Origin of the sequence: Ruegeria sp. HKCCE3926, from assembly GCF_017872515.1 — a bacterium.
GTDB lineage: Bacteria > Pseudomonadota > Alphaproteobacteria > Rhodobacterales > Rhodobacteraceae > Ruegeria.
Genome location: NZ_JAEDOU010000007.1, coordinates 144,149 through 167,411 on the forward strand (window position 1 = coordinate 144,149; position 23,263 = coordinate 167,411).

At 57.3% G+C, this 23,263-nt stretch carries 26 protein-coding genes; 15 read left to right on the forward strand and 11 right to left on the reverse strand.

What is annotated here, in order from left to right; translation table 11 throughout:
- The first annotated feature begins 10 nt into the window (after positions 1-10).
- On the forward strand, positions 11-583 hold the full coding sequence (locus tag I9184_RS16630; protein WP_348539543.1) for a peroxidase-related enzyme: 573 nt from the start codon (positions 11-13) through the stop codon (positions 581-583).
- Positions 580-1,482, forward strand: coding sequence for an OmpA family protein (locus tag I9184_RS16635; RefSeq protein WP_209835210.1), 903 nt, complete (start codon positions 580-582; stop codon positions 1,480-1,482). Before I9184_RS16630 ends, I9184_RS16635 begins: the two co-directional genes overlap by 4 nt.
- Here I9184_RS16635 and I9184_RS16640 read toward each other — a convergent pair.
- Entirely contained in the window at positions 1,475-2,437 is a 963-nt protein-coding gene (locus I9184_RS16640; protein WP_171637331.1) for a sodium-dependent bicarbonate transport family permease, read from the reverse strand. The two genes, I9184_RS16635 and I9184_RS16640, sit on opposite strands and share 8 nt — an antisense overlap.
- A gap of 98 nt (positions 2,438-2,535) precedes the next feature.
- Here I9184_RS16640 and I9184_RS16645 point away from each other — a divergent pair, with 98 nt between their 5' ends.
- Positions 2,536-3,453, forward strand: a complete 918-nt coding sequence (locus I9184_RS16645) for a hydrogen peroxide-inducible genes activator (RefSeq protein WP_171172024.1) — start codon at positions 2,536-2,538, stop codon at positions 3,451-3,453.
- 52 nt (positions 3,454-3,505) lie between these two features.
- Here the strand turns inward: I9184_RS16645 and I9184_RS16650 are convergent, their stop codons facing one another.
- Complete coding sequence (locus I9184_RS16650; protein ID WP_152459401.1) at positions 3,506-4,411, reverse strand: LysR family transcriptional regulator; 906 nt, start codon at positions 4,409-4,411, stop codon at positions 3,506-3,508.
- A 227-nt stretch (positions 4,412-4,638) separates the two neighbouring features.
- Between I9184_RS16650 and I9184_RS16655 the strand changes: the two genes are divergently transcribed.
- Both I9184_RS16655 and I9184_RS16660 read left to right on the forward strand, forming a co-directional pair.
- A complete protein-coding gene (locus I9184_RS16655; protein WP_209835211.1) occupies positions 4,639-5,079 on the forward strand; it encodes a DUF4399 domain-containing protein in 441 nt (146 codons plus the stop codon).
- A gap of 99 nt (positions 5,080-5,178) precedes the next feature.
- The gene (locus I9184_RS16660) at positions 5,179-5,787 is read left to right on the forward strand and encodes a LysE family translocator (protein ID WP_209835212.1); all 609 of its coding nucleotides are present in this window, start codon (positions 5,179-5,181) and stop codon (positions 5,785-5,787) included.
- A 21-nt stretch (positions 5,788-5,808) separates the two neighbouring features.
- On the opposite strand, the gene I9184_RS16665 is transcribed toward I9184_RS16660, so the two are convergent.
- Positions 5,809-7,836, reverse strand: coding sequence for an NADPH-dependent 2,4-dienoyl-CoA reductase (locus I9184_RS16665; RefSeq protein WP_209835213.1), 2,028 nt, complete (start codon positions 7,834-7,836; stop codon positions 5,809-5,811).
- A 137-nt stretch (positions 7,837-7,973) separates the two neighbouring features.
- Between I9184_RS16665 and I9184_RS16670 the strand changes: the two genes are divergently transcribed.
- Entirely contained in the window at positions 7,974-8,465 is a 492-nt protein-coding gene (locus tag I9184_RS16670; RefSeq protein WP_171724691.1) for an RNA pyrophosphohydrolase, read from the forward strand.
- Positions 8,466-8,716: 251 nt separating this feature from the next.
- Here the strand turns inward: I9184_RS16670 and I9184_RS16675 are convergent, their stop codons facing one another.
- Positions 8,717-8,920 (reverse strand): hypothetical protein, encoded by a 204-nt coding sequence (locus tag I9184_RS16675; RefSeq protein WP_058283652.1) that lies wholly within the window; start codon positions 8,918-8,920, stop codon positions 8,717-8,719.
- Between the two features lie 253 nt (positions 8,921-9,173).
- Positions 9,174-9,941 carry a helix-turn-helix transcriptional regulator gene (locus tag I9184_RS16680; protein WP_348539544.1) on the reverse strand — a complete coding sequence of 256 codons (768 nt, stop codon included), beginning with the start codon at positions 9,939-9,941 and terminating at the stop codon, positions 9,174-9,176.
- A gap of 153 nt (positions 9,942-10,094) precedes the next feature.
- Here I9184_RS16680 and I9184_RS16685 point away from each other — a divergent pair, with 153 nt between their 5' ends.
- From I9184_RS16685 to I9184_RS16705, 5 genes are read left to right on the forward strand one after another with little or no spacing between them, the layout of a single operon-like run.
- Positions 10,095-11,195, forward strand: a complete 1,101-nt coding sequence (locus tag I9184_RS16685) for an ABC transporter ATP-binding protein (RefSeq protein ID WP_245218179.1) — start codon at positions 10,095-10,097, stop codon at positions 11,193-11,195.
- A 34-nt stretch (positions 11,196-11,229) separates the two neighbouring features.
- On the forward strand, positions 11,230-12,393 hold the full coding sequence (locus I9184_RS16690) for a spermidine/putrescine ABC transporter substrate-binding protein (RefSeq protein WP_093962198.1): 1,164 nt from the start codon (positions 11,230-11,232) through the stop codon (positions 12,391-12,393).
- Between the two features lie 38 nt (positions 12,394-12,431).
- A complete protein-coding gene (locus I9184_RS16695) occupies positions 12,432-13,283 on the forward strand; it encodes an ABC transporter permease (RefSeq protein ID WP_093962199.1) in 852 nt (283 codons plus the stop codon).
- Positions 13,284-13,290: 7 nt separating this feature from the next.
- Positions 13,291-14,112, forward strand: coding sequence for an ABC transporter permease (locus tag I9184_RS16700; protein WP_010442232.1), 822 nt, complete (start codon positions 13,291-13,293; stop codon positions 14,110-14,112).
- An 18-nt stretch (positions 14,113-14,130) separates the two neighbouring features.
- Complete coding sequence (locus I9184_RS16705) at positions 14,131-14,889, forward strand: SDR family NAD(P)-dependent oxidoreductase (protein WP_170343551.1); 759 nt, start codon at positions 14,131-14,133, stop codon at positions 14,887-14,889.
- A 76-nt stretch (positions 14,890-14,965) separates the two neighbouring features.
- Here the strand turns inward: I9184_RS16705 and I9184_RS16710 are convergent, their stop codons facing one another.
- Together I9184_RS16710 and nth are read right to left on the reverse strand one after the other, a co-directional pair.
- A complete protein-coding gene (locus I9184_RS16710; RefSeq protein WP_209835214.1) occupies positions 14,966-15,955 on the reverse strand; it encodes an adenosine kinase in 990 nt (329 codons plus the stop codon).
- The gene (gene nth / locus I9184_RS16715) at positions 15,952-16,596 is read right to left on the reverse strand and encodes an endonuclease III (protein ID WP_171637323.1); all 645 of its coding nucleotides are present in this window, start codon (positions 16,594-16,596) and stop codon (positions 15,952-15,954) included. The genes I9184_RS16710 and nth overlap by 4 nt, the downstream gene beginning before the upstream one ends.
- Before the next feature lie 116 nt (positions 16,597-16,712).
- On the opposite strand from nth, the gene I9184_RS16720 reads away from it, so the two are divergent.
- Together I9184_RS16720 and I9184_RS16725 are read left to right on the forward strand one after the other, a co-directional pair.
- A complete protein-coding gene (locus tag I9184_RS16720) occupies positions 16,713-17,564 on the forward strand; it encodes a bifunctional helix-turn-helix domain-containing protein/methylated-DNA--[protein]-cysteine S-methyltransferase (RefSeq protein WP_209835215.1) in 852 nt (283 codons plus the stop codon).
- Positions 17,565-17,741: 177 nt separating this feature from the next.
- The gene (locus I9184_RS16725; RefSeq protein ID WP_209835243.1) at positions 17,742-18,176 is read left to right on the forward strand and encodes a glyoxalase superfamily protein; all 435 of its coding nucleotides are present in this window, start codon (positions 17,742-17,744) and stop codon (positions 18,174-18,176) included.
- Between the two features lie 59 nt (positions 18,177-18,235).
- Here I9184_RS16725 and I9184_RS16730 read toward each other — a convergent pair whose 3' ends face one another.
- Positions 18,236-19,675 (reverse strand): aldehyde dehydrogenase family protein, encoded by a 1,440-nt coding sequence (locus tag I9184_RS16730; RefSeq protein ID WP_209835216.1) that lies wholly within the window; start codon positions 19,673-19,675, stop codon positions 18,236-18,238.
- Positions 19,676-19,888: 213 nt separating this feature from the next.
- Between I9184_RS16730 and I9184_RS16735 the strand changes: the two genes are divergently transcribed.
- A complete protein-coding gene (locus I9184_RS16735; protein ID WP_171637316.1) occupies positions 19,889-20,539 on the forward strand; it encodes a peroxiredoxin in 651 nt (216 codons plus the stop codon).
- A gap of 227 nt (positions 20,540-20,766) precedes the next feature.
- On the opposite strand, the gene I9184_RS16740 is transcribed toward I9184_RS16735, so the two are convergent.
- The 3 genes from I9184_RS16740 to I9184_RS16750 form a co-directional block, all read right to left on the reverse strand.
- Complete coding sequence (locus I9184_RS16740; protein ID WP_209835217.1) at positions 20,767-21,456, reverse strand: outer membrane beta-barrel protein; 690 nt, start codon at positions 21,454-21,456, stop codon at positions 20,767-20,769.
- Between the two features lie 139 nt (positions 21,457-21,595).
- Positions 21,596-22,096 carry a LuxR C-terminal-related transcriptional regulator gene (locus I9184_RS16745; protein ID WP_171637312.1) on the reverse strand — a complete coding sequence of 167 codons (501 nt, stop codon included), beginning with the start codon at positions 22,094-22,096 and terminating at the stop codon, positions 21,596-21,598.
- 23 nt (positions 22,097-22,119) lie between these two features.
- Positions 22,120-22,392 (reverse strand): PepSY domain-containing protein, encoded by a 273-nt coding sequence (locus I9184_RS16750; protein WP_171233448.1) that lies wholly within the window; start codon positions 22,390-22,392, stop codon positions 22,120-22,122.
- 235 nt (positions 22,393-22,627) lie between these two features.
- Here I9184_RS16750 and I9184_RS16755 point away from each other — a divergent pair, with 235 nt between their 5' ends.
- Positions 22,628-23,263, forward strand: coding sequence for a DUF1326 domain-containing protein (locus I9184_RS16755; protein ID WP_171637310.1), 636 nt, complete (start codon positions 22,628-22,630; stop codon positions 23,261-23,263).

Here is a 23,263-nt window from a genome sequence, read left to right on the forward strand (position 1 = left end):
AGAGGCCGCCGTGACACAAAAAGACATGCCTACCGCGCTGAACCTGCCCATGGTCGATCCGCTGCCGCCGGAAACGCAGAAATACTTTGATATCTGTATCGAAAAACTGGGCATGGTGCCGAATGTGCTGAAAGCCAACGCATTCGACATCGACAAGCTGAACGCCTTCACCGCGATGTATAACGACCTGATGCTGGCTGACAGCGGGCTGACCAAACTGGAACGCGAGATGATCGCGGTCGTCGTCTCGTCAATCAACAAATGTTTCTACTGTCTGGTCGCCCATGGGGCGGCGGTGCGTCAGCTTTCGGGCAATCCGCAACTGGGCGAAATGCTGGTGATGAACTATCGCGTCGCCCCGCTGGAGCCGCGTCAACGGGCGATGCTGGACTTTGCCGCAAAGATGACCACCGCAAGCGCCGAGATCGAAGAGCCCGACCGCCAGCGCCTGCGCGATGCAGGCTTTTCCGACCGCGACATCTGGGACATCGCCAATGTCGCCGGGTTTTTCAACATGTCAAACCGGGTCGCCAGCGCAACGGCGATGGTGCCCAACGAAGAATATCACGCACAGTTTCGATGATCCGCGCCACCGCCCTTGTTGCCCTGCTGATGACAGGACCTGTTGCCGCGCAGGACCTGACCTTGCCGGCCAGTGCCCGACAGATCAGCGACCGAACATCGCCACTGGACAGCTATGACCTGCCGACGGGGCCTTATGCAAATGGCTCGGTTCCCGCAGAAACGCTCGAAGGGCGCGTGGAACGCTATACGTGGCGGCTTCAGGCGGGGTCGAGCACGACATTGCAGCTGCTGGCACCGTTGCGGGACCAGATCGAGGCGCAGGGCTACAAGATCCTGTTCGAATGCGACGCGCGGGTTTGTGGCGGTTTCGATTTCCGTTTTGGCACCGAGGTCGTGCCAACCCCGGACATGTATGTCGCCATTCAGGATTACCGGTTCTTGTCGGCCACCAAGGGGCCGGTTGCCCTTAGTCTGCTGGTCAGCCGCAACCCCCCGGATGGCTATGTTCAGATGATCCGGGTGACGCCTCAAGATGCACCGGACCCGGACCCTGTGGTGGTCGAGCAAGCCGCAGAAGGTTCGGTCGGGGTGCTGGAGGCCTTGGCGGCAACGGGCCACGTGATCCTGGATGATCTGCATTTCCCTACGGGCGAGGTTGCCCTGGGCGAGGGTCCGTTTGACTCACTGACCTTGTTGGCCGGATATTTGACCGACAACCCGGAAACGCGTCTGGCACTGGTGGGGCACACTGACGATACCGGTGCCTTGCAGGCGAATATTGCGGTCAGCAAAAGCCGGGCCGAAGCGGTGCGAACCCGCCTGATTGATGCACATGGCGTGGCACCCGACCGGATCGAAGCGCAGGGTGTTGGCTATCTGTCTCCGCTCACATCGAATGCAACTCCGGAAGGGCGCGATCTCAACCGTCGGGTCGAAGCCGTGTTGCTGGTCAACTGACCCACCACAGGTACAGCGGCAATCCGACGGTGATGTTGAACGGAAACGACACCCCCAGCGACAAGGTCAGATAGATCCCGGCCTCGGCTTTTGGAAGGGCGATCTTCATCGCGGCGGGAACCGCGATATACGAAGCCGAGGCTGACAGCACCATGAACAGGAACAAGCTGCCCTGTGGCAAGCCGATCACGGCACCTACCGCCCAGGCCATAAATGCGCCGATCAGGGGCATCAAAACACCAAAGGCGAACAGGCCAACCGACAGCTTGTCTCGGTTGCTGATCAGGCTGCGCCCTGCCGACAGGCCCATATCCAGCAGAAACAGGCACAGGATTCCTGTGAAAGGCGTCACGATGAAGGGCGCGATCATCTGCATGCCTTCACCACCGGTGATGGCTCCGATCAGGAAGGCACCGGTAAGCAGCACGATCGAGCCGTTGGCCAGCAGATCGCGCCACAGCTTGTCATCCTTGACGCCATTGCTTCCGGTCTTGTGCGCCAACCAAAGCGCCGACAGGATTGCGGGCACCTCCATCGCAGCCGCAACGGCCACCATGAATCCGTCATGGGTCAGCCCCACCAGATCCAGCAGGCTGGTGGCCGTAACAAAGGTGACGATCGAGATCGAACCATAGTGCCCTGCCACCGCCGCCGCGTTCAGCGCATCCAGCCGTGTCATCACCCTGAGCAGGCCAAAGGCCACGAAGGGGATGGTAAAGGACAAGGCGACACCGCCCAGCAGCGTCAGGAACAGTTGCAGGTGAATGCCATGCGCGGCCAGACTGGCACCGCCTTTGAACCCGATGGCCAGCAGCAGGTAAAGCGACATGAACTTGGCCGCGCCCGCCGGAATGGACAGGTCACTGCGTACAAAGGCAGCCAGAAGCCCAAGGGCAAAAAACAGTATGGTCGGCACAAGCAGGTTGCTGGAAAGCGTCTCGATCACTCCGGGCATAATTGACTCCTGATCCCTCGTTTTCGGGTTAGGTGCCTTGCAAAACTGATTTCGCCAAATACTATCTTTCTAAGTTATATATAGTTTTAGGCTATGAAATGCGTCCCACATTGCGACAGTTGGAATACATCGTTACGGTCAGTCGCCTTGGGCGATTCAGTTTGGCTGCCGAGGTGCTGAATGTCAGCCAGCCCAGCCTGTCGACGCAAATTGCGACTGTAGAACAAGAGCTTGGCGTTCGGATCTTTGAGCGTAACCGGGGTGGTATCCAGGTGACGGCGAAAGGAGAAGAATTCATCTTGCGCGCACAGAAGATCCTGGCAGAGGTCAAGGACCTTCGCCACGCCATGTCGAACGATATGCCCGTCGGAGGACGATTGCGACTGGGGGTTTTGCCTTCGATCGGGCCTTATCTGTTGCCGCAAGCCATCAAACAGGTGCACCGGATTCGTCCCGGATTGCGTATTGCGGTTCGCGAGGAAAACACACTGGATCTGGAACAGGGTCTGAAATCCGGTCGCTTTGATCTGATATTGTCCACGCCCGAAGATCATCCGAATACCGTGCAACACCGGTTGTTCAACGAACCTCTTTGGGTCGCGGTTGCCGTTGATGACGTTCTGGCGCGGGACTTGCAGGGTGTCAGTGCCACCGATCTTCAGAACCGGATCTTCCTCACCCTGGATCAAAGCCACCGCCTGTCGCGCATCGTCTATGCATTGGCGGCGGAATGCGGTGGGGTTGTTTCGGATGAGTATGAAGGCACGACGCTTGATTCCATTGTTCTGATGGCGGCTTCGGGTGTTGGTGTTGCGGTACTGCCTGATCTTTATGCTCGCAGACAGGGGATCTACCGCGACGAGGTGCGCTTGCGACCGCTGTCCATCGCCAATGCAAATCGCGATATTGCTCTTTTGGCACGCAGTTCCGAGACCCCACCGCCGGGTCAGAATGTGCTGACGGACAGCTTGCGCACTTCCGCCCGGTCCATGGGACTGTCAGTGATCGACCCGTAAAAAAAGGCCCGCACTTTCATACGCGGGCCAAAGGTTGGTCTTCAGGGAGAAATTACCAGTCCATCGGACCCTTCCCGTGGAAGGAATCAACGAGGAAATCGATGAAGGCCCGCACTTTGGGTTGCGTAAAGCGGCCCGGCGGGTAGACGGCGTAAACGCCTTGAACTTCGTCAGGCAGGGACGGCATTGCATCGACAACCAGCCCGGCCTTCAGGGCTTCGGCGTAAAGATAGCTGGGCAGATAGGCGATACCCAGGCCGGAAACCGCTGCGTTCAACAGGGATTGGCCATCATTGACACTCAACCACCCGGCGGTACGAACCTGACGTTTTTCGCCGGACGGCGCGGTCAGTTTCCAGACATTGCCCGAGGATTGGCTGGAATAATGCAGCAGCTTGTGTTCGTTCAGATCATCGATCTTCTGCGGCCGGCCGAATCTTTCGACATAACTGGGCGCGGCGACCATGCGTTTGACCGTCTCGGTCAGTTTGCGGGCGCGCAACGTGCTGTCTTCCAGCTCACCAATGCGCACGGCCACGTCAAATCCTTCGGAAATCAGCTCGACATAGCGGTTGTTCAAAACCATGTTCACGGTGATGTCGGGGTAGGCTGCAAGGAACTCGGACAGAACAGGTGACAGGTGATTGACGCCGAAATCCGTGGCGACACTGATGCGCAAAAGACCAGACGGGGCCGATTGCATTGACGTGACCAGTGAATCCGCTTCTCCGGCATCATTCAACACGCGCCGCGCGCGGTCATAATAGGCCAGCCCGATTTCCGTTGGTGAAACCCGGCGCGTGGTGCGGTTCAACAGCCGCGCTCCCAGACGCGCCTCAAGGCTCGATACGTGTTTGGACACAGCTGATTTGGAGATGCCCATCTTTTTGGCCGCATCGGTGAAGCCACCCTGGTCCACCACATTGGCGAAGGCTTCCATTTCGGTCAGTCGGTCCATACTCGTTCCCCAGATCTTGATTTCCGTCCTGACTATGGCGCTGAATCTGGGCGGAAACGGGGCAGACATGGGATAATATCAGGGATTTGAATCGGATCGTTTGCGTATGAGAAACGCAGAAACAGTGGTTTCCAAACTCACCTCAGGCATTGTGATGCTGTGTTTTTCAGGCAATCGCGCTAAGATCTCTCATTGAGAATGGCATTTTTGTGACCAGGGAGGAGATCATGAGAACCTTTTTCGCCATTGCTGCGCTTTGCCTTTCTGTGGGCTTTGCGCATGCCGGAGGAGAGACTCCGTCGAATCCTGATGCAAAAGTCTATTTCGTCAACCTGTCGGATGGCGATACCGTGCAATCACCGGTCACGGTTGTCTTTGGCCTAAGCGGCATGGGCGTCGCGCCCGCCGGAACCGACAAAGAAAACACCGGGCACCACCACCTGCTGCTTGACCGTCCCCCGCTGGGTGAAGGCGAGGATGGCGAGGATGAGTTGGCCAATGGCCTGCCCGCCGACGATAATCACATGCACTTCGGAGGCGGTCAGACCGAAGTAACATTGGATCTGTCGCCGGGCCAACACACCCTGCAATTGGTTCTGGGCGATGCCGGGCATGTGCCGCATTCCCCGCCGATTGTATCCGAAGTGATCACGATCACCGTGGAATAGCCGCAGGTCGTTGAAACCGTCCGTTCGGTTCATGTGATGGAAAGGCATTTACATTTTCGGCGCACTTAGTGAATCTGCCTGCATTCGCAGGGGGTAATAATGTCGCTGGAATTCTTCGTCACATCATTGATTGTTGTTTTGCTGCCGGGTACCGGCGTCATCTATACTTTGGCTGTCGGTCTTGGGCGCGGGTTTCGCGCAAGTCTTGCCGCAGCCTTCGGATGCACACTTGGGATCGTTCCGGCGGCCTTGGCCGGCATCATCGGACTTGCAGCCTTGCTGCACACCAGTGCCGTCGCGTTTCAATTCATCAAATATCTTGGCGTCTTGTACTTGTTCTACATGGCATGGGGAATCCTGAAGGACGGTGGTGCCATGGACGTCGCGGCGGAGAAATCCGCAAAAAGCGACTTTAGAATTGCCGTGACAGGAACGCTGATCAACGTTTTGAACCCAAAGTTGTCGCTATTCTTCCTGGCCTTTCTGCCTCAATTCCTGCCGGCGAATGCAGCAAATGCAGGAATGGAGCTGGCCAAACTGGCGCTGGCCTTCATGGCCATGACATTTATTGTTTTTGTCGGGTATGGGGCATGCGCCGCACTGGCGCGGGACTATGTGATCCGGCGCCCTGCTGTGATGGCGTGGATAAAGCGGTGTTTCGCAACCGCTTTTGGTGCCTTGGGTGCAAAGCTCGCGCTGTCGGATTGAAGACACTCTGAACGAGTGGCTTCAGAACTCTGCGGCAAGGCGTGTGCCCTGATTGATCGCGCGTTTGGCGTCCAGTTCGGCCGCCACGTCCGCCCCACCGATCACATGCGGGGTGATCCCGCGTTCGATCAGCGCGTCGGCCAGCGACCGCTCGGGCACCTGTCCTGCACACAGAACGATCGTATCCGCCTTGATGACGGTCGGATCGGCGCGCTCTTCTCCGAACGAGACATGCAGCCCCTCGTCGTCTATGCGTTCATAGTTCACGCCGCCCACGAAGTTGACATCCTTCATCTTCAGCGTGGCGCGGTGGATCCAGCCGGTGGTCTTGCCCAGCCCCTTGCCATGCGCCTGCTTCTTGCGCTGCAGCAGCGTGACCTGCCGCTTGGGCGCCTCGGGTTGCGGGCCTTCGGGCGCCAGGCCTGCGCGGTGCTGTTCAGGGTCGGCGACGCCCCATTCCTTCATCCACAAAGGCAGGTCGGTGGTGGGCGAATGGCCTTCCTCCAACAGGTATTCCGACACGTCGAAGCCGATGCCGCCGGCGCCGATCACGGCCACCGATTTGCCCACCGGGGCCTTGTCGCGCAGCACGTCGATATAGTTCACGACATTGTCGCTGTCTTCGCCCGGGATCTGCGGGTCGCGCGGGTTGACGCCCGTGGCGATCACGACCTCGTCGAACCCGACCAGATCGTCGCCGCCGACTTTGCGGCCTAGTTCGACCTTGACGCCCAGATCGTTCAGCATGGTGCAGTACCAGTCCACCAAGCCCCAGAACTCTTCCTTGCCCGGCACCTGCTTGGCCATGTTCAGCTGGCCGCCGATCTCGTCGGCTTTGTCAAACACGGTCACGTTATGGCCGCGCTCCGCCGCCGTCATCGCCGTGGACAGGCCCGCCGGACCCGCGCCCACGATGGCCACGCGCTTGGGCGTGGCGGCCTTTTCGATCACCAGCTCGGTCTCGTGGCAGGCGCGCGGGTTGACAAGGCAGGATGTCAGCTTGCCGCTGAAGGTGTGATCCAGGCAGGCCTGGTTGCAGGCGATGCAGGGCGCGATCCTGGCCGACTCGCCGGCCATCGCCTTGGCCACGAAATCCGCATCCGCCAGCATCGGCCGCGCCAAAGAGACCATATCGGCACAGCCCTCGGCCAGCACCTGCTCGGCCACATCGGGCGTGTTGATCCGGTTCGAGGTGATGACCGGAATCCCCACCTTGCCCATCAGCTTCTTGGTCACCCAGGAAAAGGCCGCGCGCGGCACGCTGGTGGCGATGGTCGGAATCCGCGCCTCGTGCCAGCCAATGCCGGTGTTGATGATCGTGGCCCCGGCCTTTTCGATCTCCTGCGCCAGTTGCACCACCTCGTCATGGGTCGAGCCGTTGGGTACCAGATCGATCATCGACAGCCGGTAGATGATGATGAAATCGGTTCCCACCGCCGCGCGGGTGCGGCGAACCACCTCGATAGCCAAGCGCATGCGGTTCTCATAGGACCCGCCCCAACGGTCTGTGCGCTTGTTGGTGTGGGTCACCAGAAACTGGTTGATGAAATAACCCTCGGACCCCATGATCTCGACCCCGTCATAGCCCGCCTTTTGGGCCAGCACGGCGGCGTTGACGATGTCGCTGATCTGTTTCTCGATGCCGTCCTCGTCCAACTCGTTGGGGCAGAAGGGCGAGATCGGAGACTTCACCGGGCTGGGCGCCACGCATTTCGGCCCATAGGCATAGCGGCCCGCATGCAGGATCTGCATCGCGATCTTGCCACCTGCCTGATGCACACGGTCGGTGACGACGGAATGATTGGCCACGTCCTTGTCGCCGGTCATCATCGCCGCCCCCGGCAGGACCGAGCCTTCAAGGTTCGGCCCGATTCCCCCCGTGACCATCAGCGCCACGCCACCGCGCGCGCGGGCGGCATAGAACTCGGCCACCCGGTTCCAGTCGCCGGTTTCTTCCAACCCGGTATGCATCGAGCCCATCAGGACCCGGTTCTTCAACGTGGTAAAGCCCAGATCCAGTGGTGCCAGCATGTTTGGGTACACAGTCATGGCAAAACTCTCCCTCCTGAATTTGCGTGATAGATTGACGTTCGCGTAAACTTTGTCACGCGAAACCCCACGTCACCCTCTTTGCTGTTGCGCCGGTGGTTGCTAGAGGTGGGCGGAACAACCCGATGAGGCCGCGCATGACCCCCGAAGATATTGCAAAACTGCCCTACCGCCCCTGCGTCGGGCTGATGCTGATGAACGATCAGGGCCAGATCTTTGTCGGACAGCGCAACGACCGCCACGCGAACGCCTGGCAAATGCCGCAGGGCGGTGTGGACAAGGGCGAAGACCCTCGTGATGCGGCCTTGCGAGAGCTGTTGGAGGAAACCGGAGTCACGGCTAATCTGGTTGAAATCATCGCGGAAACCGAGGGCTGGCTGCCTTATGACCTGCCGCATGACATCGTGCCCAAGATATGGAAGGGCCGCTTCCGCGGGCAGGAGCAGAAATGGTTCCTGATGCGGTATCTGGGAACCGACGACCAGATCGACATCGCAACCCACCACCCCGAGTTCACCTGCTGGAAATGGCAGGAGCCAGACCGGCTGATCGCTGAAATCGTGCCTTTCAAGCGTGATGTGTATGAGCGCGTGGTCGAGGCTTTTTCCGACTATCTAAGCGAATTCTGATCGCTTGGGTTGCGTTTCAGATTGATCCGCAACGCGGACAAAGCGGTCTGTGGTTCTCCAATCAAATCGGCCGACCTTGGGTTTACAGTACACGGTTGTGGAGAGTGAGAAGGATTAGTTGTCTTCACTTCCGGAAGTATAGTGTCTCAATTGGCACCCTTATTGCATGCTGAGCAGGACGTTATGGCTCACGAGCGTCCAGATACCCTCCGGTTAAGCCCTTTTGAGTGTCAGATGGTATCGTCCCAAAATTAGGTTGTTGGTTGTTCGGGTGCATCACCCAGAGCCAGCAGCAAAAGAATAGCCAAAAGGGGTGATCCAACCAGACCGATCAGGAACCAGATCAAACCAGACCGGTTGCGCCGCCCTGCCATCGTGATCGGCAGGATATAAAGCCAGATCACGACAACCAGCAAGATGAGCATAAAAATCAACTGGATAACTGGTGCGTCCATGAAATTTTGCCTTTCGTATCTTGACGCCATTTTTAAAACGGCTGATTTTTTAAAACGGCTGATCCGGTTAGATAGACAATGGCCCGAAAGCGTTTTCGGGTATTAATTTAGCCCAACATGGGTCCCGGGCGTCCCAACCCTCTCCCTTTGGGTTCCTTGGCTATCAGACAGTGCCGTCCAAATGTTTGGTGTTTTCCGGGTCACAAGGTAGCAAGGTCGGCAAAACGGATAAAGTGGGTGTTCAAGGAACCTTTTAAAGTGCCTTTTCAATGAACTTTGAAAAAAGCTCACCCTGCGAATTGATCCTAAGTTTCGCGTAAATGTTGCGTCTGTGGATGCGGACTGTGCCTGGAGAGATGCCGAGAATTGTGCCGACAGCTTCTGCCGAATGGCCCTTCAACGTGAACTCAACGACTTCGCGTTCTCGTGGTGTCAGAACGCCATCGCCAAATGCCTGGAAAGCAAGATCGACGCGACGACTAACGCCATTCGCTGCGGCGCCGCGGGCCAGTGTTGGAAAGTCACTCCAATGTTTGCAACAGGCTGCCCGAACGAGCGGCCATAGAGCGTGCAAATGACGAATTTCCTTGGCTGAAAAAGGCTTCACTGATCGCATGAGCGAGACCACAACCATCCCAGTGCTCGGGATATCGATAAAGTAGCCAATCTCCTCTGCTAACCCAGTCCTTTTGTAATAGCTGCGATAGTATTCGCCCTGATAGAACCTGTCCGGTGCGATATCGCGCATGCGGTACAGACCCGGTGTTATCGGTTTTGTCGCGGCCAAAAAAAATGGATCAAGTACGTAGGGCCCTGCTTGGTAATCCTCAACAAAAATACGCCGTTTGCTTTTGGGAAAATCGTCGTGAAGGTCTATAGGCGCTTCGGTTCCGACATGGCCAAACACCACCGTAAAATCGAATGGTGCGACCTGCCGCAAGCCATCTGCCAAAGCACATGGAAATTCTGGGGTTCCGATCTTCTCCACGACCCTGCCGGCCTCTTCCATCCAATCGTACACGCGCCGCTCCAGATTTTCGAAAAGCACCTCTATACCCCAATTGTGGTATATACAGTTATTCCGAGTTATTGTTACTTTTTCCTTGTTTGAGTGGTATGCCAACAAGTGCCAAAAAATCAAGCAAAAGGAAAACGGCAGTATATGAGCTTTGACATGAGCGTCACCATGCAGACGATTGCGGAACTCCGAGGAGTGACCAAGACCTTCGGGAATGTGGTCGCCGCCAAAGACCTGAATCTTTCCATTGGGAAAGGAGAGTTCCTGTCGTTCTTAGGCCCATCTGGTTGCGGCAAAACCACTGCGCTTAGAATGTTGGCAGGTTTCGAGAAGCCAACCGAAGGTCAGGTGTTGCTCGATGGAGAAGTCGTCAACGACTTGGATGCGCACCATCGCCCAGTCAACATGGTGTTTCAGCACTATGCTCTTTTTCCTCACCTAAGCGTGTTCGACAACATCGCGTACGGCCTGCGCCAACAACGACCACGCGTAGACAAACAAACAATCGCGACAAAGGTTGAGCAAGCGCTGGAAACTGTCCGTCTTGGTGGGTTTGGCCCACGTCGCATCTGGGAGATGTCTGGTGGTCAGCAGCAACGCGTCGCTTTGGCGCGTGCGATCGTAAACGAGCCCAAGCTTTTGCTGCTTGATGAACCAATGGCTGCTCTGGATCGAAAGCTTCGAAAAGAAATGCAGTTTGAACTGCAGAACCTGCAACGACAACTGGGAATAACTTTTGTCCTCGTCACGCACGACCAAGAAGAAGCGCTTTCAATGTCCGACCGAATTTGTGTGATGGAAGGCGGCAGTATTGTGCAGGTTGGCAGCCCACGCGAACTCTATGACATGCCCCGCAGCCGCTACGTGGCTGGATTTGTAGGCACCTCAAATTTCTTTGATGCAACTGTGACTGACTCAGCAGCCGACCAAATCACTGTGCGTTTAGCGAGTGGCCAAAAGGTGCGCGGAACTCCGGAGATTCCAATAGATGCAGGGCAGGAAGTGTGCGTTAGTATCCGTCCTGAACAGATCACGCTGACCCGCGCGCTACCCACAGCTGAAATCGCTCTGCCAGTTACCATTCAAAATCGGATCTTCCTTGGGGAGCACACAGAATACCTTGCGCGCAACGAAGCACTGGGTGATTTCCACGTACTTGTGCCAAGGCAAGCGGAATTGAACGAGGGGACGTTCAATGCAGGAGAGCAGGCCTTTGTTTCATGGGGCGAAGGCGCACTGCTGATCCTGGAAAAATAACAAATCCCGCAATCCAACAACAGAGAGGTTCACAATGACCAAGGATAATGGGACTATTTCCAAGCAAAAGTTCATGGAAGAGCTTCGCCGGTACCAAAAGGGTTCGGTTACACGGCGACATTTCTTAGGCGTGACAGGTCTTGGGATGGCAACGGCCGTTCTGGGCACGGCCATTCCTGGGTTGCGTCCACGCCCGGCATTTGCTGCCGGGGACATTGGCGACCGAGTGATCCTCGCCACATGGCCGAACTACCATGACGAGATGAACTTCGAAGCCTTCACGGAAGCCACTGGCGCCCATGTTCAGGTCAATGTTTTTGGCTCGAACGAAGAGATGTTGGCAAAACTACAGGCTGGAGGGTCCGGCTGGGACGTTTTCGTTCCAACCAACTACACGATCACTACGTATGTGGGTGAAGATCTGATCATCCCGCTCGATACGTCCAAACTGCCAAACTACGACGCAGGTTCATTCGAACAGCGCTTTTCCGATGCCGGTTCTGTCGATGGCCAGCTTTACGCGGTGCCAAAAAACTGGGGCACGACTGGCTTTGCAGTGAACACCAGCAAGCTTGACGGCGCTCCGACTCCAACCACATGGAAAGAGTTCTGGGACCTTACTATGGAAGGTTACTCAGGCCGGACAATGGTGCATGATTACCAACTCACCACCATCGGTAATGCCCTGAAATACTTCGGCTACTCCTTCAACTCGGTCGATGAGAAGGAACTGGCGGATGCCGAGAAATTGTTGCTGGATGCCAAACCGCATCTGTTTGCAATCTCGTCGGATTATCAGCCACCGATGCGTAACGGTGACGCCTGGATGACGATGTGCTGGACAGGTGACGGCAAGCAGATGAATGTCGACATGCCTGAAATCGCCTACGTTCTGGGAACTGAGGGCGGTGAGCTCTGGTCCGACTACTACGCTATTCCTAAGGGCGCACCCCATATGGATGCCGCTTATGCCTTGATCGACTTCCTGCTGAACCCGGAAGTTAATGCGAAAGAAGTCCTCGCTCACGGCTATCCATCGGCTGATGCTCGCACCAATGCGTTGCTGCCGAAGGAACTACTGGAAGATCCGATCCTTTATCCGGCAGCTGACCTTCTGAATGCACTCGAGTTCGGCGCGGCGGCTACACTAACCGATCCAAACCGTGCCGAGTTGCTCGCCCGCTTCAAGTCGGCCTAAGCGGCAAGGCCGCCAATATCGGAAAAGACGAGGACAAAATGACCGAACGAGGCAGAAAAGCACTGTTGCTGGCTCCAGCAGGAATATGGCTTTTGGTAATGCTAGCCCTTCCTCTGCTGGTCGTCTTCGTCTTTTCCTTTGGCGAACGGGGTGCCGCCGGAGGCTACGTTCCAGCGTTCACGTTGGAACAATATGCCAACCTTCCTGCGCGATGGACGGCGTTTAAGAACACTTTGATCCTTGCACCTCTGGGGACTATCGCTGCGTTGGTAATTGCCTACCCGCTCGCCTACTTTCTTGCGGTGCGTTGTTCACCAAAGTGGAGAACTTCGCTGTTGATCCTAGTGATCGTGCCGTTCTGGACATCGATCCTGATCCGGTCATACGCTTGGATTTTCATCCTTGGGGGGCGTGGCTTGCCCGCTTTACTGGAGTCGATCGGCATCGATGATATCCGCCTGATAAATACGCCGTTCGCTGTGCTTGTCGGGATTGTCTATGGGTATCTACCTCTGATGGTTTTCCCGATTTTTGTAAGCTTAGACAAACTGGATAAACGCCTTCTGGAAGCATCGGCTGATCTCGGCTCTACCCCATGGCGTACGTTCCGTCAGGTGACACTTCCTTTGTCGGTACCTGGTATCGCAACTGGCTGCATGCTGGTCTTCATCTTGCTGATGGGCGAGTTTCTGATCCCAGCGATCTTGGGCGGCGGAAAGGTCTTTTTCGTCGGAAATGCGCTGGTGGACCTGTTCCTGCAGTCTCGGAACTGGGCGTACGGATCGGCGGTCGCAATGACTCTGGTTGTCGTAATGCTTGTCACTGTCTCAATTTACATGAAATTCATCTCGCGCCTGGGTGGCCAGCGCGAAGATGTCTCGCTGATGTGAGGGTCCGATGCGCTTATACGCGATTTGCGTCTACCTTTTTCTCTATATTCCAATCGGCATCATCGCGCTTTTCAGCTTTAATGCCGGACGACACGCAAGCCAGTTCATGGGGTTCTCGACCCAATGGTATGGTAAAGCGCTGAACAACCCATTTGTAATGGACGCGCTCGAGACCAGTCTGCTTGCGGCATTCATAACTGCTTGCCTCGCATCCACTCTCGGAACCATGGCGGCCATCGCTTTACAAGGGGTTAAGGGATGGCTCCGAACTTTGTTTGATGCGATGATTTATATTGCAATAATGATACCCGGTATCGTCATCGGCATCGCGACACTCATTGCCCTGGTCACCGTATTCGGCTGGCTAAACCCGCTTCTTGCAAGCCTATGGCCCGATGGAGCAAATCCCCCGCAACTTTCCATGGGGATGCCCACGCTTGTCGCCGCACACACCATGTTCACAATGGCGCTGGTCATAATCATCGTACGTGCAAGGCTATCGGGTATGGACCGCGCGCTCATGGAAGCTTCGGCTGACCTCTTTGCGACGCCCTGGGGCACCTTTCGACAGGTGACCCTGCCGTTGATAGCACCGGCAATTTTGGCAGGCTTCCTGCTCAGCTTCACTTTCTCATTTGATGATTTCATCATCGCGTTCTTCGTAGCTGGCTCAGAAACAACCCTGCCAATCTACATATTCTCATCCATCCGGCGCGGCGTAACACCCGAGATCAATGCCATCGGCACTATGGTTATGGGCGCGTCGCTCTTGTTGCTCGTAGCAGCGCAGCTGCTTTTGCGCCGAGGCGCCTCAAAATCGAATAATTAAATAAAGGAGCCAAGTGACATGCGGCTTGCAGGTAAGGTCGCGCTCGTGACGGGCGCGGGATCAGGAATTGGTCGGGCGGGTTCAATGGCAATGGCACAAGAGGGTGCGCATGTTGTGGTAACCGATCGCGATGCAACCCTTGCTGAAGCCACTGTGGCCGCGATCGTAGCGCAGGGAAATCAAGCATCTGCCATACAGCTTGATGTGACCGATGACGATGCCCTTACCAGAACCATAGACGAAGCAGTTAAAAACTTCGGTCGGCTTGACGTGTTGCACTCTCACGCTGGGTTGCAGATCGAAGGAACGCTGGAAGAAGTGGAACCAGATGGAATGGATGCTTCTTGGGCATTGAATGTCCGCGCTCACTTCATTGCCGCGCGTGCAGCCGTCGCCCATATGAAATCACAAGGTGGAGGCAGCGTGATCGTCACGGCCTCCAATTCTGGGGTTCAATATGACCGGGGTATGATCGCCTATGCGACTACAAAGCACGCTGCTGTTGCGATGGTCCGGCAGATGGCAGCCGACTACGCTGTCCATGCAATCCGTTTCAATGCCCTATGTCCAGGATTTGTAGACACCCCTTTCAATGCAGGCTTCGAAAAGCAGATGGGAGGCCGTGCCAAACTGGAAAGCTACATCGAGCAGGCGATCCCCATGAGTCGATGGGCGACAGTTGAAGAGATTGGCCATGGGATCGTCTATTTAGCTTCAGATGAATCCGCTTTTATGACGGGGCAAGCCCTGGTTATCGATGGCGGTGAATGCATTTAGTGATGGGTTAGACCGCTCAAGAGAATGTCTATCGCCGCAATTCATTTTGGCGAGCACATTTAAGTCCGCTTTGGGCTCAAAGCAGCCCTTCCTCCCGCAGCAATTCCAGCATATCCGCCTCGGGTCTCGGGCCGATATGGCTGATGACCTCGCGGGCGCAGACATTGCCAATACGGGCGCAGGTCTCGAAATCGCGGCCGGTTGCCATGCCAAACAGGAACCCGGCGGCAAACTGGTCGCCCGCACCTGTTGCATCAACGGGGACGACCTTCTCGACCGGTACGTCAATGCGAGCGTCGCCGTTCATAACCGTCACCCCGTCGCCCGACCGGGTGCAGACCACCAGCGGGCAGATCGCCGACGTGCGCCGCAGCGCCTCTTCCAGGTCGTCGGTTTCGAACAGGGATTTGATCTCGGCCTCGTTGCCGATCACGAAATCCAGCTCGTTTTCAATCAGCAGCAGGAAATCCACCCGATGCCGTTCCACACAGAATGGGTCGGAAATGGCAATTCCGGCCTTGCCGCCACCCTTGTGACAGGCACGTGCGGCCTCAAGGAATGCCGCCTTGCCCTTCTCTTTGTCGAACAGATACCCCTCAAGGAACATGATCTGGCTGTTTCCTGCGACCTCATCCGGAACGTCCTGAGACGACAGTTCCGAGGAAATGCCCAGATAAGTGTTCATCGACCGCTCGCCATCAGGCGACACAAAGATCATCGAGCGTGACGTCGGCAATTCGCCACCCGGAACAGGCGGGTTCACGAAGTCGACGCCATCTTCATTCATCGCATCTGCATAGAACCGGCCCAGAGCGTCATCGTGTACCCGGCCGATGAATGCTGCATCCAACCCAAGCGCGCCTGCGCCCGCAATGGTATTGGCCACCGAGCCGCCCGGCGTTTGAACTCGGCTTTCCATCGAGGCGTACAGCACCTCGCCGCGTTCCTGTTCGATCAACTGCATGATGCCTTTTTCGATGCCCATCAGCTCCAGAAAGCTGTCATCGGCCTGGGAAATCACGTCCACAACGGCATTTCCGATGCCGGTCAGTTGATAAGTCTTCATAGGGTTTTGTCCTCGAATTGGCAGAGATCACGGATGATGCAGGTCGGGCATTGCGGCTTGCGCGCCTTGCAGTGGTACCGGCCATGCAGGATCAGCCAGTGATGCGCATGAAGTTGAAAGTCAGCGGGAATATTGTCTTCGATGGCGCGTTCGACCGTGTCCACATCCTTGCCGGGGCAAATACCGGTGCGGTTGCCGACGCGAAAGATATGGGTGTCCACCGCCTGCGCCGGTTGCCGCCACCACATGTTCAGAACCACGTTGGCCGTCTTGCGGCCCACACCCGGAAGGGATTGCAGGGCAGCCCGGGAATTGGGAACCTCGCCGCCATATTCGTCAACCAGGATACGGCTGAGCTTGATGACGTTCTTGGCCTTCTGGCGGAACAAGCCAATGGTCTTGATGTGCTCGATCAGGCCGTCCTCGCCCAGATCCAGCATCTTTTGCGGCGTGTCGGCGATCTTGAACAGGTCGCGCGTCGCTTTGTTGACACCCGCATCCGTGGCCTGCGCCGAAAGGGCCACGGCGACGACCAGAGTATAGACGTTCACATGCTCCAGCTCGCCCTTGGGTTCCGGGTCGGCCTTTTGAAAGCGCGTGAAAATCTCGCGGATCGTATGATAGTCGAGTTGCTTTGCCATCCGGGCCTTAATGCCGTCCACCGCGCCCTGACACAAGCACAAAGCCAATGCGCAAGTTCCGGGTCGCGACAGCGTGGCCAGCGCGCTATGGTTTTGTCAGATGATGAGGTGGAACCATGAACGTCCAGACCCCAGAAAGCGGTTATCATTACAACGTCATGCGCCGGGCAATCGAGTTGATCGATCAGGGTGGTGAAGGCCTGAGCCTTGATGAACTGGCACGCCAGATGGATATGAGCCCGGCCCATTTCCAGCGTTTGTTCTCGCGTTGGACCGGAGTGTCACCGAAACGGTATCAACAATACCTGACGCTGGGCCATGCGAAGGCATTGTTGCGTGAACGGTTTACGACATTGGAAACGGCCCACAATGTGGGCCTGTCCGGCAGCGGACGTCTGCATGACCTGTTCCTGACGTGGGAATCCATGAGCCCCGGCGAATATGCCCGCAAAGGCGAAGGTCTGACGATCTATTGGGGGTGGTTCGAATGCCCCTTTGGCCCCGCGCTGGTCATGGGGACCGACAAGGGCATCTGCGGCATTGCCTTCGGCGCCGAGACCGGCGAAGAGGCCGCGATGGAAGACATGATCTCGCGCTGGCCCAAGGCGACGTTTGTCGAAGATCCGATGCGTCTGCGTCCTTGGGCGCTGAGTGCTTTTGGCGCTGCCAGCGACCGGTTGGAGCCGACACCGGTTTTCCTGATCGGATCACCTTTGCAAATCAAGGTGTGGGAAGCGCTGATGCATATCCCGTCCGGGCAGGTCACGACCTATTCCGAGATCGCCCAGCGAGTCGGCTCGCCGCAAGCCGTTCGCGCCGTGGGAACGGCAGTTGGCCGCAACCCGGTCAGTTGGTTGATCCCCTGCCATCGGGCATTGCGCAAATCAGGTGGTCTGGGGGGCTATCACTGGGGCTTGCCTGTCAAGCGTGCCATGCTGGCCTATGAGGCGGCGCAGGCAGACGCCTGATTGACAGACGGCCCGGCCGCTGCCAAAAGGCACCTCAGGTTCGGGTCCCCTGCCGTTCGCGGCCATTGGCTTTGGTGAAACCCGGTTTGACAAGCATCTGTTGCCCTTTCCCGGCGCGCGGATGGAAATGCGAGCCCCGTCCTGACTTCGCGCCCGTTCAAGGACACGAGGCACATGATGATACGATCCCAAACCGTTGCTCCGGTTGAAGAGCTGAAAGCGCAGGCGAAACGCCTGCGGGAAGACTTGAAAACGAAGGGCGTTTCGCTGTCGCACAGTGCGGCATTGGAACTGCTGGCCCATCAGCATGGCGTTCGAGACTGGAACACCTTGCACGCAATGGCCGGAAACCGGATGCATCTGCGCGTGGGTGATCGGGTCGAAGGGCGCTATCTGGGTCAGGCGTTCACGGCCGAAATTCGCGGTTTGACCATGCTTGGTGATGGCGCGCGTCGCCGAGTGACCCTGCATTTCGATACGCCGGTCGATGTGGTGCGCTTTGACAGCTTTTCCGCATTTCGACAGCGCGTCACCGGCGAGATTGGGTGGGACGGTCAATCCCGGCGCCACACGTCCGATGGCGTACCCCAGCTTGTGGTGCGGCCCCTATAAGGGGTTGCAGGCGGGGCCAACCGCGTTGCCCCGCCCGATCTGTCTGCTTTGCAGGTAAGTTACTCTGCCGCCCAACCGCCGACAGCTTTGATCTCGAGGAAGTCCTCAAGCCCAAAGACGCCGCCTTCACGCCCGTTGCCGGATTGCTTCATGCCGCCGAACGGTGAGCCCGCGCTGCGCGATTGTCCGTTCATTTCGACCATGCCCGACCGCAGCGCCCGCGCCATGCGATTGGCACGCGCGCCGTCCTGCGTCTGAACATAGTTGGTCAGGCCATAGGGTGTATCATTGGCGATTTCGACAGCCTCTTCTTCGGTGTCGAAGGGGATCATGGTCAGAACCGGGCCAAAGATTTCTTCGCGGGCGATGGTCATCTGGTTGTTTGCATCGGCAAAGACCGTGGGGCGGACATAGTAGCCCTTGTTCAGCCCCTCTGGCCGTCCGGTGCCGCCTGCGACCAGCCGCGCCCCTTCATCGATGCCCTTCTGGATCAGGTCCTGAATCTTGATCCACTGAACTTCATTCACCACCGGTCCGATATGGCGGCCTTCCTCTGAGGCAGGGCCAACCTTGACCATGTTTGCGACCTCGGCCGCGGTTTCCACAGCCTTGTCATAGATCGGGCGCTGCACCAGCATCCGACTGGGGGCGTTGCAGCTTTGGCCGGTGTTTTGCATCATGTGCAGCACCCCACGCTTGACCGCTTTTTCGTCCGCGTCCTCAAAGATGACGTTGGCCCCTTTGCCTCCTAGCTCAAGATGTACTTTCTTGAGGGTATCAGCCGCATTTTTGGAAATCGCGGTGCCTGCGCGGGTCGAGCCGGTGAAGCTGACCATGTCTACATCCGGATGGCCCGAAAGTTGCGAACCAACGCCCGCACCGTCGCCGTTGACCAGATTGAACACACCGGGCGGGAAGCCTGCCTCGTCCATCATCTCGGCAAAGATCATCGCGTTCAGCGGGCTTTGTTCCGACGGTTTCAGCACCATCGTGCAGCCCGCAATCGCAGCAGCACCAACCTTGAGCGTGATCTGGTTCATCGGCCAGTTCCACGGCGTGATCAAAGCGGCAACGCCAACCGCCTCGTAAATGATGCGATCATTCGGCGCATGATCCCCCAGCGGGCGTTCAAATTCAAACGACCTGGCGGCGCGGATGAAGTTCTTCAGGTGATAGATGCCGGCACCCGCCTGCGCTGAGCGCGCCAGATCGATCGGGGCGCCCATTTCCAGCGACATCGCCTGCGCCAGATCCTCTGCCCGGGCTGCATAGAGTTCGACCAGTTTTTCCACCAGCGCGATGCGGGTTTCCACTGGCGTGGCCATCCAGCCCGGCAGGGCGGCCTTGGCCGCGGCAACGGCCGCATTCGTGTCGGCTTCGGCGCCAAGCGAGATCACGGCGCAGGGGTCTTCGGTTGACGGGTTGATGACCTCGAAGTCATTGGGCTGCGATGGGGCCACCCACTGACCATTAATATAGAAATCCCGCTTTTCGATCATCCTGAGCCCTCCTGAAGGTCTGCCTGAAATCGGCTGTTCGGGGCCACTCTGTCACCCATGCACAGGCTGAGCAATAGTGAATTTGATCAAATTATTTTCTGGCAATGCCCACGAAATCCGTATCCTCAAGCGCGATGGACGGTTTAACCTGCACACAAAGTGATTAGGTTCCAAACAACCGATTCAGGTTTTTCACAGAGAAGGAGATGCCCCATGGGTTTGCGTATCAACGACACCGTTCCGAATTTCACGGCAGAAACGGATCAGGGCACCATTCAGTTTCACGACTGGATTGGCGATAGCTGGGCCATTCTGTTCTCGCACCCAAAGGATTTCACACCTGTATGCACCACCGAGTTTTCGGCCGTTGCGCAATTGAATGACGAATGGGCCGCGCGCAACACCAAGGTGATCGGCGTATCGGTCGATGGTGTCGAAGACCACAAAAAGTGGAAGAAGGACATTGAGGAATACGGCAAGGCCGAACCCGGCTTTCCGATCATCGCCGACGACGGTCTGGCTGTGTCCAAGGCTTTCGACATGCTGCCCGCCGAAGCATATCTGCCCGACGGCCGTACACCGGCTGACAGTGCCACGGTGCGTTCCGTCTTTATCATCGGACCGGACAAGCAGCTGAAGCTGTCGATGACCTACCCGATGACCGTGGGCCGGAACTTTGCCGAAATTCTGCGCGCGCTTGACGGTTTGCAGATGTCGGCCAAGGGCGTTGCGACACCTGCCAACTGGGTGCCGGGCGAAGACGTGATCATCCCGCCAACCGTGTCGAACGAAGACGCCAAGGCCAAGTTTGGCGAGTTCGAAACGATCTTCCCCTATCTGCGCAAGACCAAAGCGCCGTCGTAAGCCGGTTGCCGGGTCAGGGGGGCTGTCTGCCCCCCATCGTGCCCGCAGGCACGATTCCCCCCGAGGATATTTTTAGCCAGATGAAGCAGGCGGTTGTTGCAGGTCGAGCGACCACCGAAATGTCCTGCGCGTACTGCATTTTTCGGGGTTTTCCGGGTGCCCCCGCGCCTGAGGCGCGAGGGCAAAGAGGTGCAGGAAACCGGAGAGAAACCTGACACCCGAAGCAATCAGAAATTATGGCGAAGTCCGAAATTGATGCTGAAAGTATCCAGATCGTTCTCTACGTTGCCGGTCAAAGCTCCGTTGGGGGCCAGGCGCTGCGACGAAACATCAAAGGCGCGGGCGTAACGGGCGTCAATCGTGAACGCTGTCGACGGGTTGATGTCATATGCCACACCGGCGATCAGCTGGGCGGCCAAGGTGGTGTCGGTGTCGTCCAGCGCCACACCCGGCCCGTAAGAAAAATCCAGATTCGTATAGGTGGCACCCAGCCCAAACCCGGCAAACGGTGTCAGCGCGCCGGCCTGTTTGAAATCGAACAGCAGATTGGCAAATAACGAGGTCTGCGTGACGTCGCCCGAGATATTGCCCTCGGGCCCCGGACCATTGCCAGTAAAGTTTACACCATCCACGTCACTGTCGCGATATGACAGTTCCAGCTCGATCCGCGTTCCGATGATATCGTTGGACCATTGCGGGATTTCCTTGCCTACCGCGAGGCCCAGTCCGAAACCTGCGTCGAATTCGGTATCGACCGATTGCGTCGCGCCACCGATCGTCCCGGTGAAATCGCTGTCCTGTAGCTGGCTGTAGCCGATGAAGCCGTGAATATAGGTGCCGTCGCCCAGGCTCTGCGCGGCAAGCGCCGTTGCGCTGATCGCCAGAGCCGAAGAGGCGAGAATGAGGCGCGTGAACATAACCATCTCCAGTGTCCCAAAGTCCGCATGCCATGGATGTGGACGAGGCTGGCCCAAAAAGAAAGGCGCCGGGCCTTCACTTCGTTTCACAGGTTTTTAGGAATGTGTGAGTGAATAGGCACGAGGCTCTGCCACTGTTTCAGGGCACATCCCTGACCAACGGTTCTGACAGGAGTTCGTCGACAAAGAAACTGAGCAACTGCACCCTGCTGGAAACGCCCGCCTTTCGATAGACCGCAGCGCTTTGGGCCTTGATCGTCCCTTCTTTCGTCTGTCGCATTCCGGCGATTTCCGCGATGGAAAGCCCCTTGATCGTCAGCATGGCAACGTCACGCTCAGCCTCACTAAGCTGCCACGCGCTGAACTGGGTTTCGATGACCTGGGCAAAAGCCCCTTGCGCCACTTGCAGTTGCCGCTGCATGTCGCGCACCCGTCTGGACTGGGAACGGATCAGGGCGATCGTGGCGCTCAGGCCGCCGACAAGCGCCAGCGACAAAAACAGCTCGAACGAATGAAGGTGACGAAATCCCGCGCCGTCGCCGCCTGTCCAATCCAGCAGCGCATCCGTCATGAAAAAGGCGGCGCAGAGGGCCTGCACCACCAGAAGAAGCCAGAGCAAAGACGTTTGAGTAACTTTCATGCGGCCCCATGGACGTTGCGGGTTCAGTCGTCGTCCTCTTCGAGCTCGATGGCTGTCACCACCCCGTCCGTGTCAGACAGAACCAGTTCAGTTTCCACGCCATCCTTGGTGAGTTCAACCTCGATCTTCCCACCTTCGAATTCGATCTCTTCGATCTGGTACCCCTGGGCTTCAAGCGCCGCGCGGATATCGGCTTCGCTTGTGCCCAATTTGTCGCCCAGTCCGACATTGGCCAAAGCAAGAACTGGTGCGGTTGCGATCAATCCCGTCAGTGTCAGCAGTTTCAAGGTTTCCATATCGCATCTCCTTTTTGCGTTGTGGCGATGCAGTGGAACTGGGGATGGCAGAGGCGCCCTGCGATTGGTTTTTGGTTGAAACAGGGTGAATAGAACCAAGGTTTAGGCCATTCGCAGCCGTTTGCGCGCGTCAGGTTCAGATTGCAATCAAGTTGTGCTAGTTTGTTTTGCGGAAACATACGGGCATGGGACCAACGATGTCGGGCTTTCTGACTGTCCTGAACAGGAGAAAACCATGGCTTTTACAGATTGGTACGTCGAGGGAGAAAGCTTCGGAAACTGCAACTGCGGCTATGCCTGCCCCTGCCAGTTCGAGGAATTGCCGACGCATGGCGATTGCCGCGGCTTCGAGGTGCTTGAAATATCCACCGGATATTTTGGCGAAACGGATCTGAGTGGAACCAAGGCTGCGTTGATCTATGCATGGCCCGGGCCAATATTCGAGGGTGGCGGTGAAATGCAGGTGATCGTCGACCCCGCGGCCTCACCGGCGCAGCGCGATGCGCTGGAAAAAGTCTTTCACGGCGAAGAAACCGAAGAGATGGCAACCCATTGGTACGTGTTCCGAGCCATGTGTGAGACGGTGCACGACACGCTGTACCTGCCGATCGAGCTTAAGATGGATATCGAAGGACGAACGGCCAGCGTTGCCGTTGGCGACGTTCTAAAGTCGACCGGGCGCCCGATTCAGGCCCCGCATGGTGGCGGCGAACACCGTGTACGCATCGATATTCCCGGCGGGATCGAATTCACCATTGCCGAGATCGGCAGCGCCTCGACCCGAGCTTATGCGGCGATCAAACTGGATCTGAAAGACAGCTACGGCCAGTGGCACCTGTTGAAACATGGCCCCGGTGGCGTCGCGCACTGA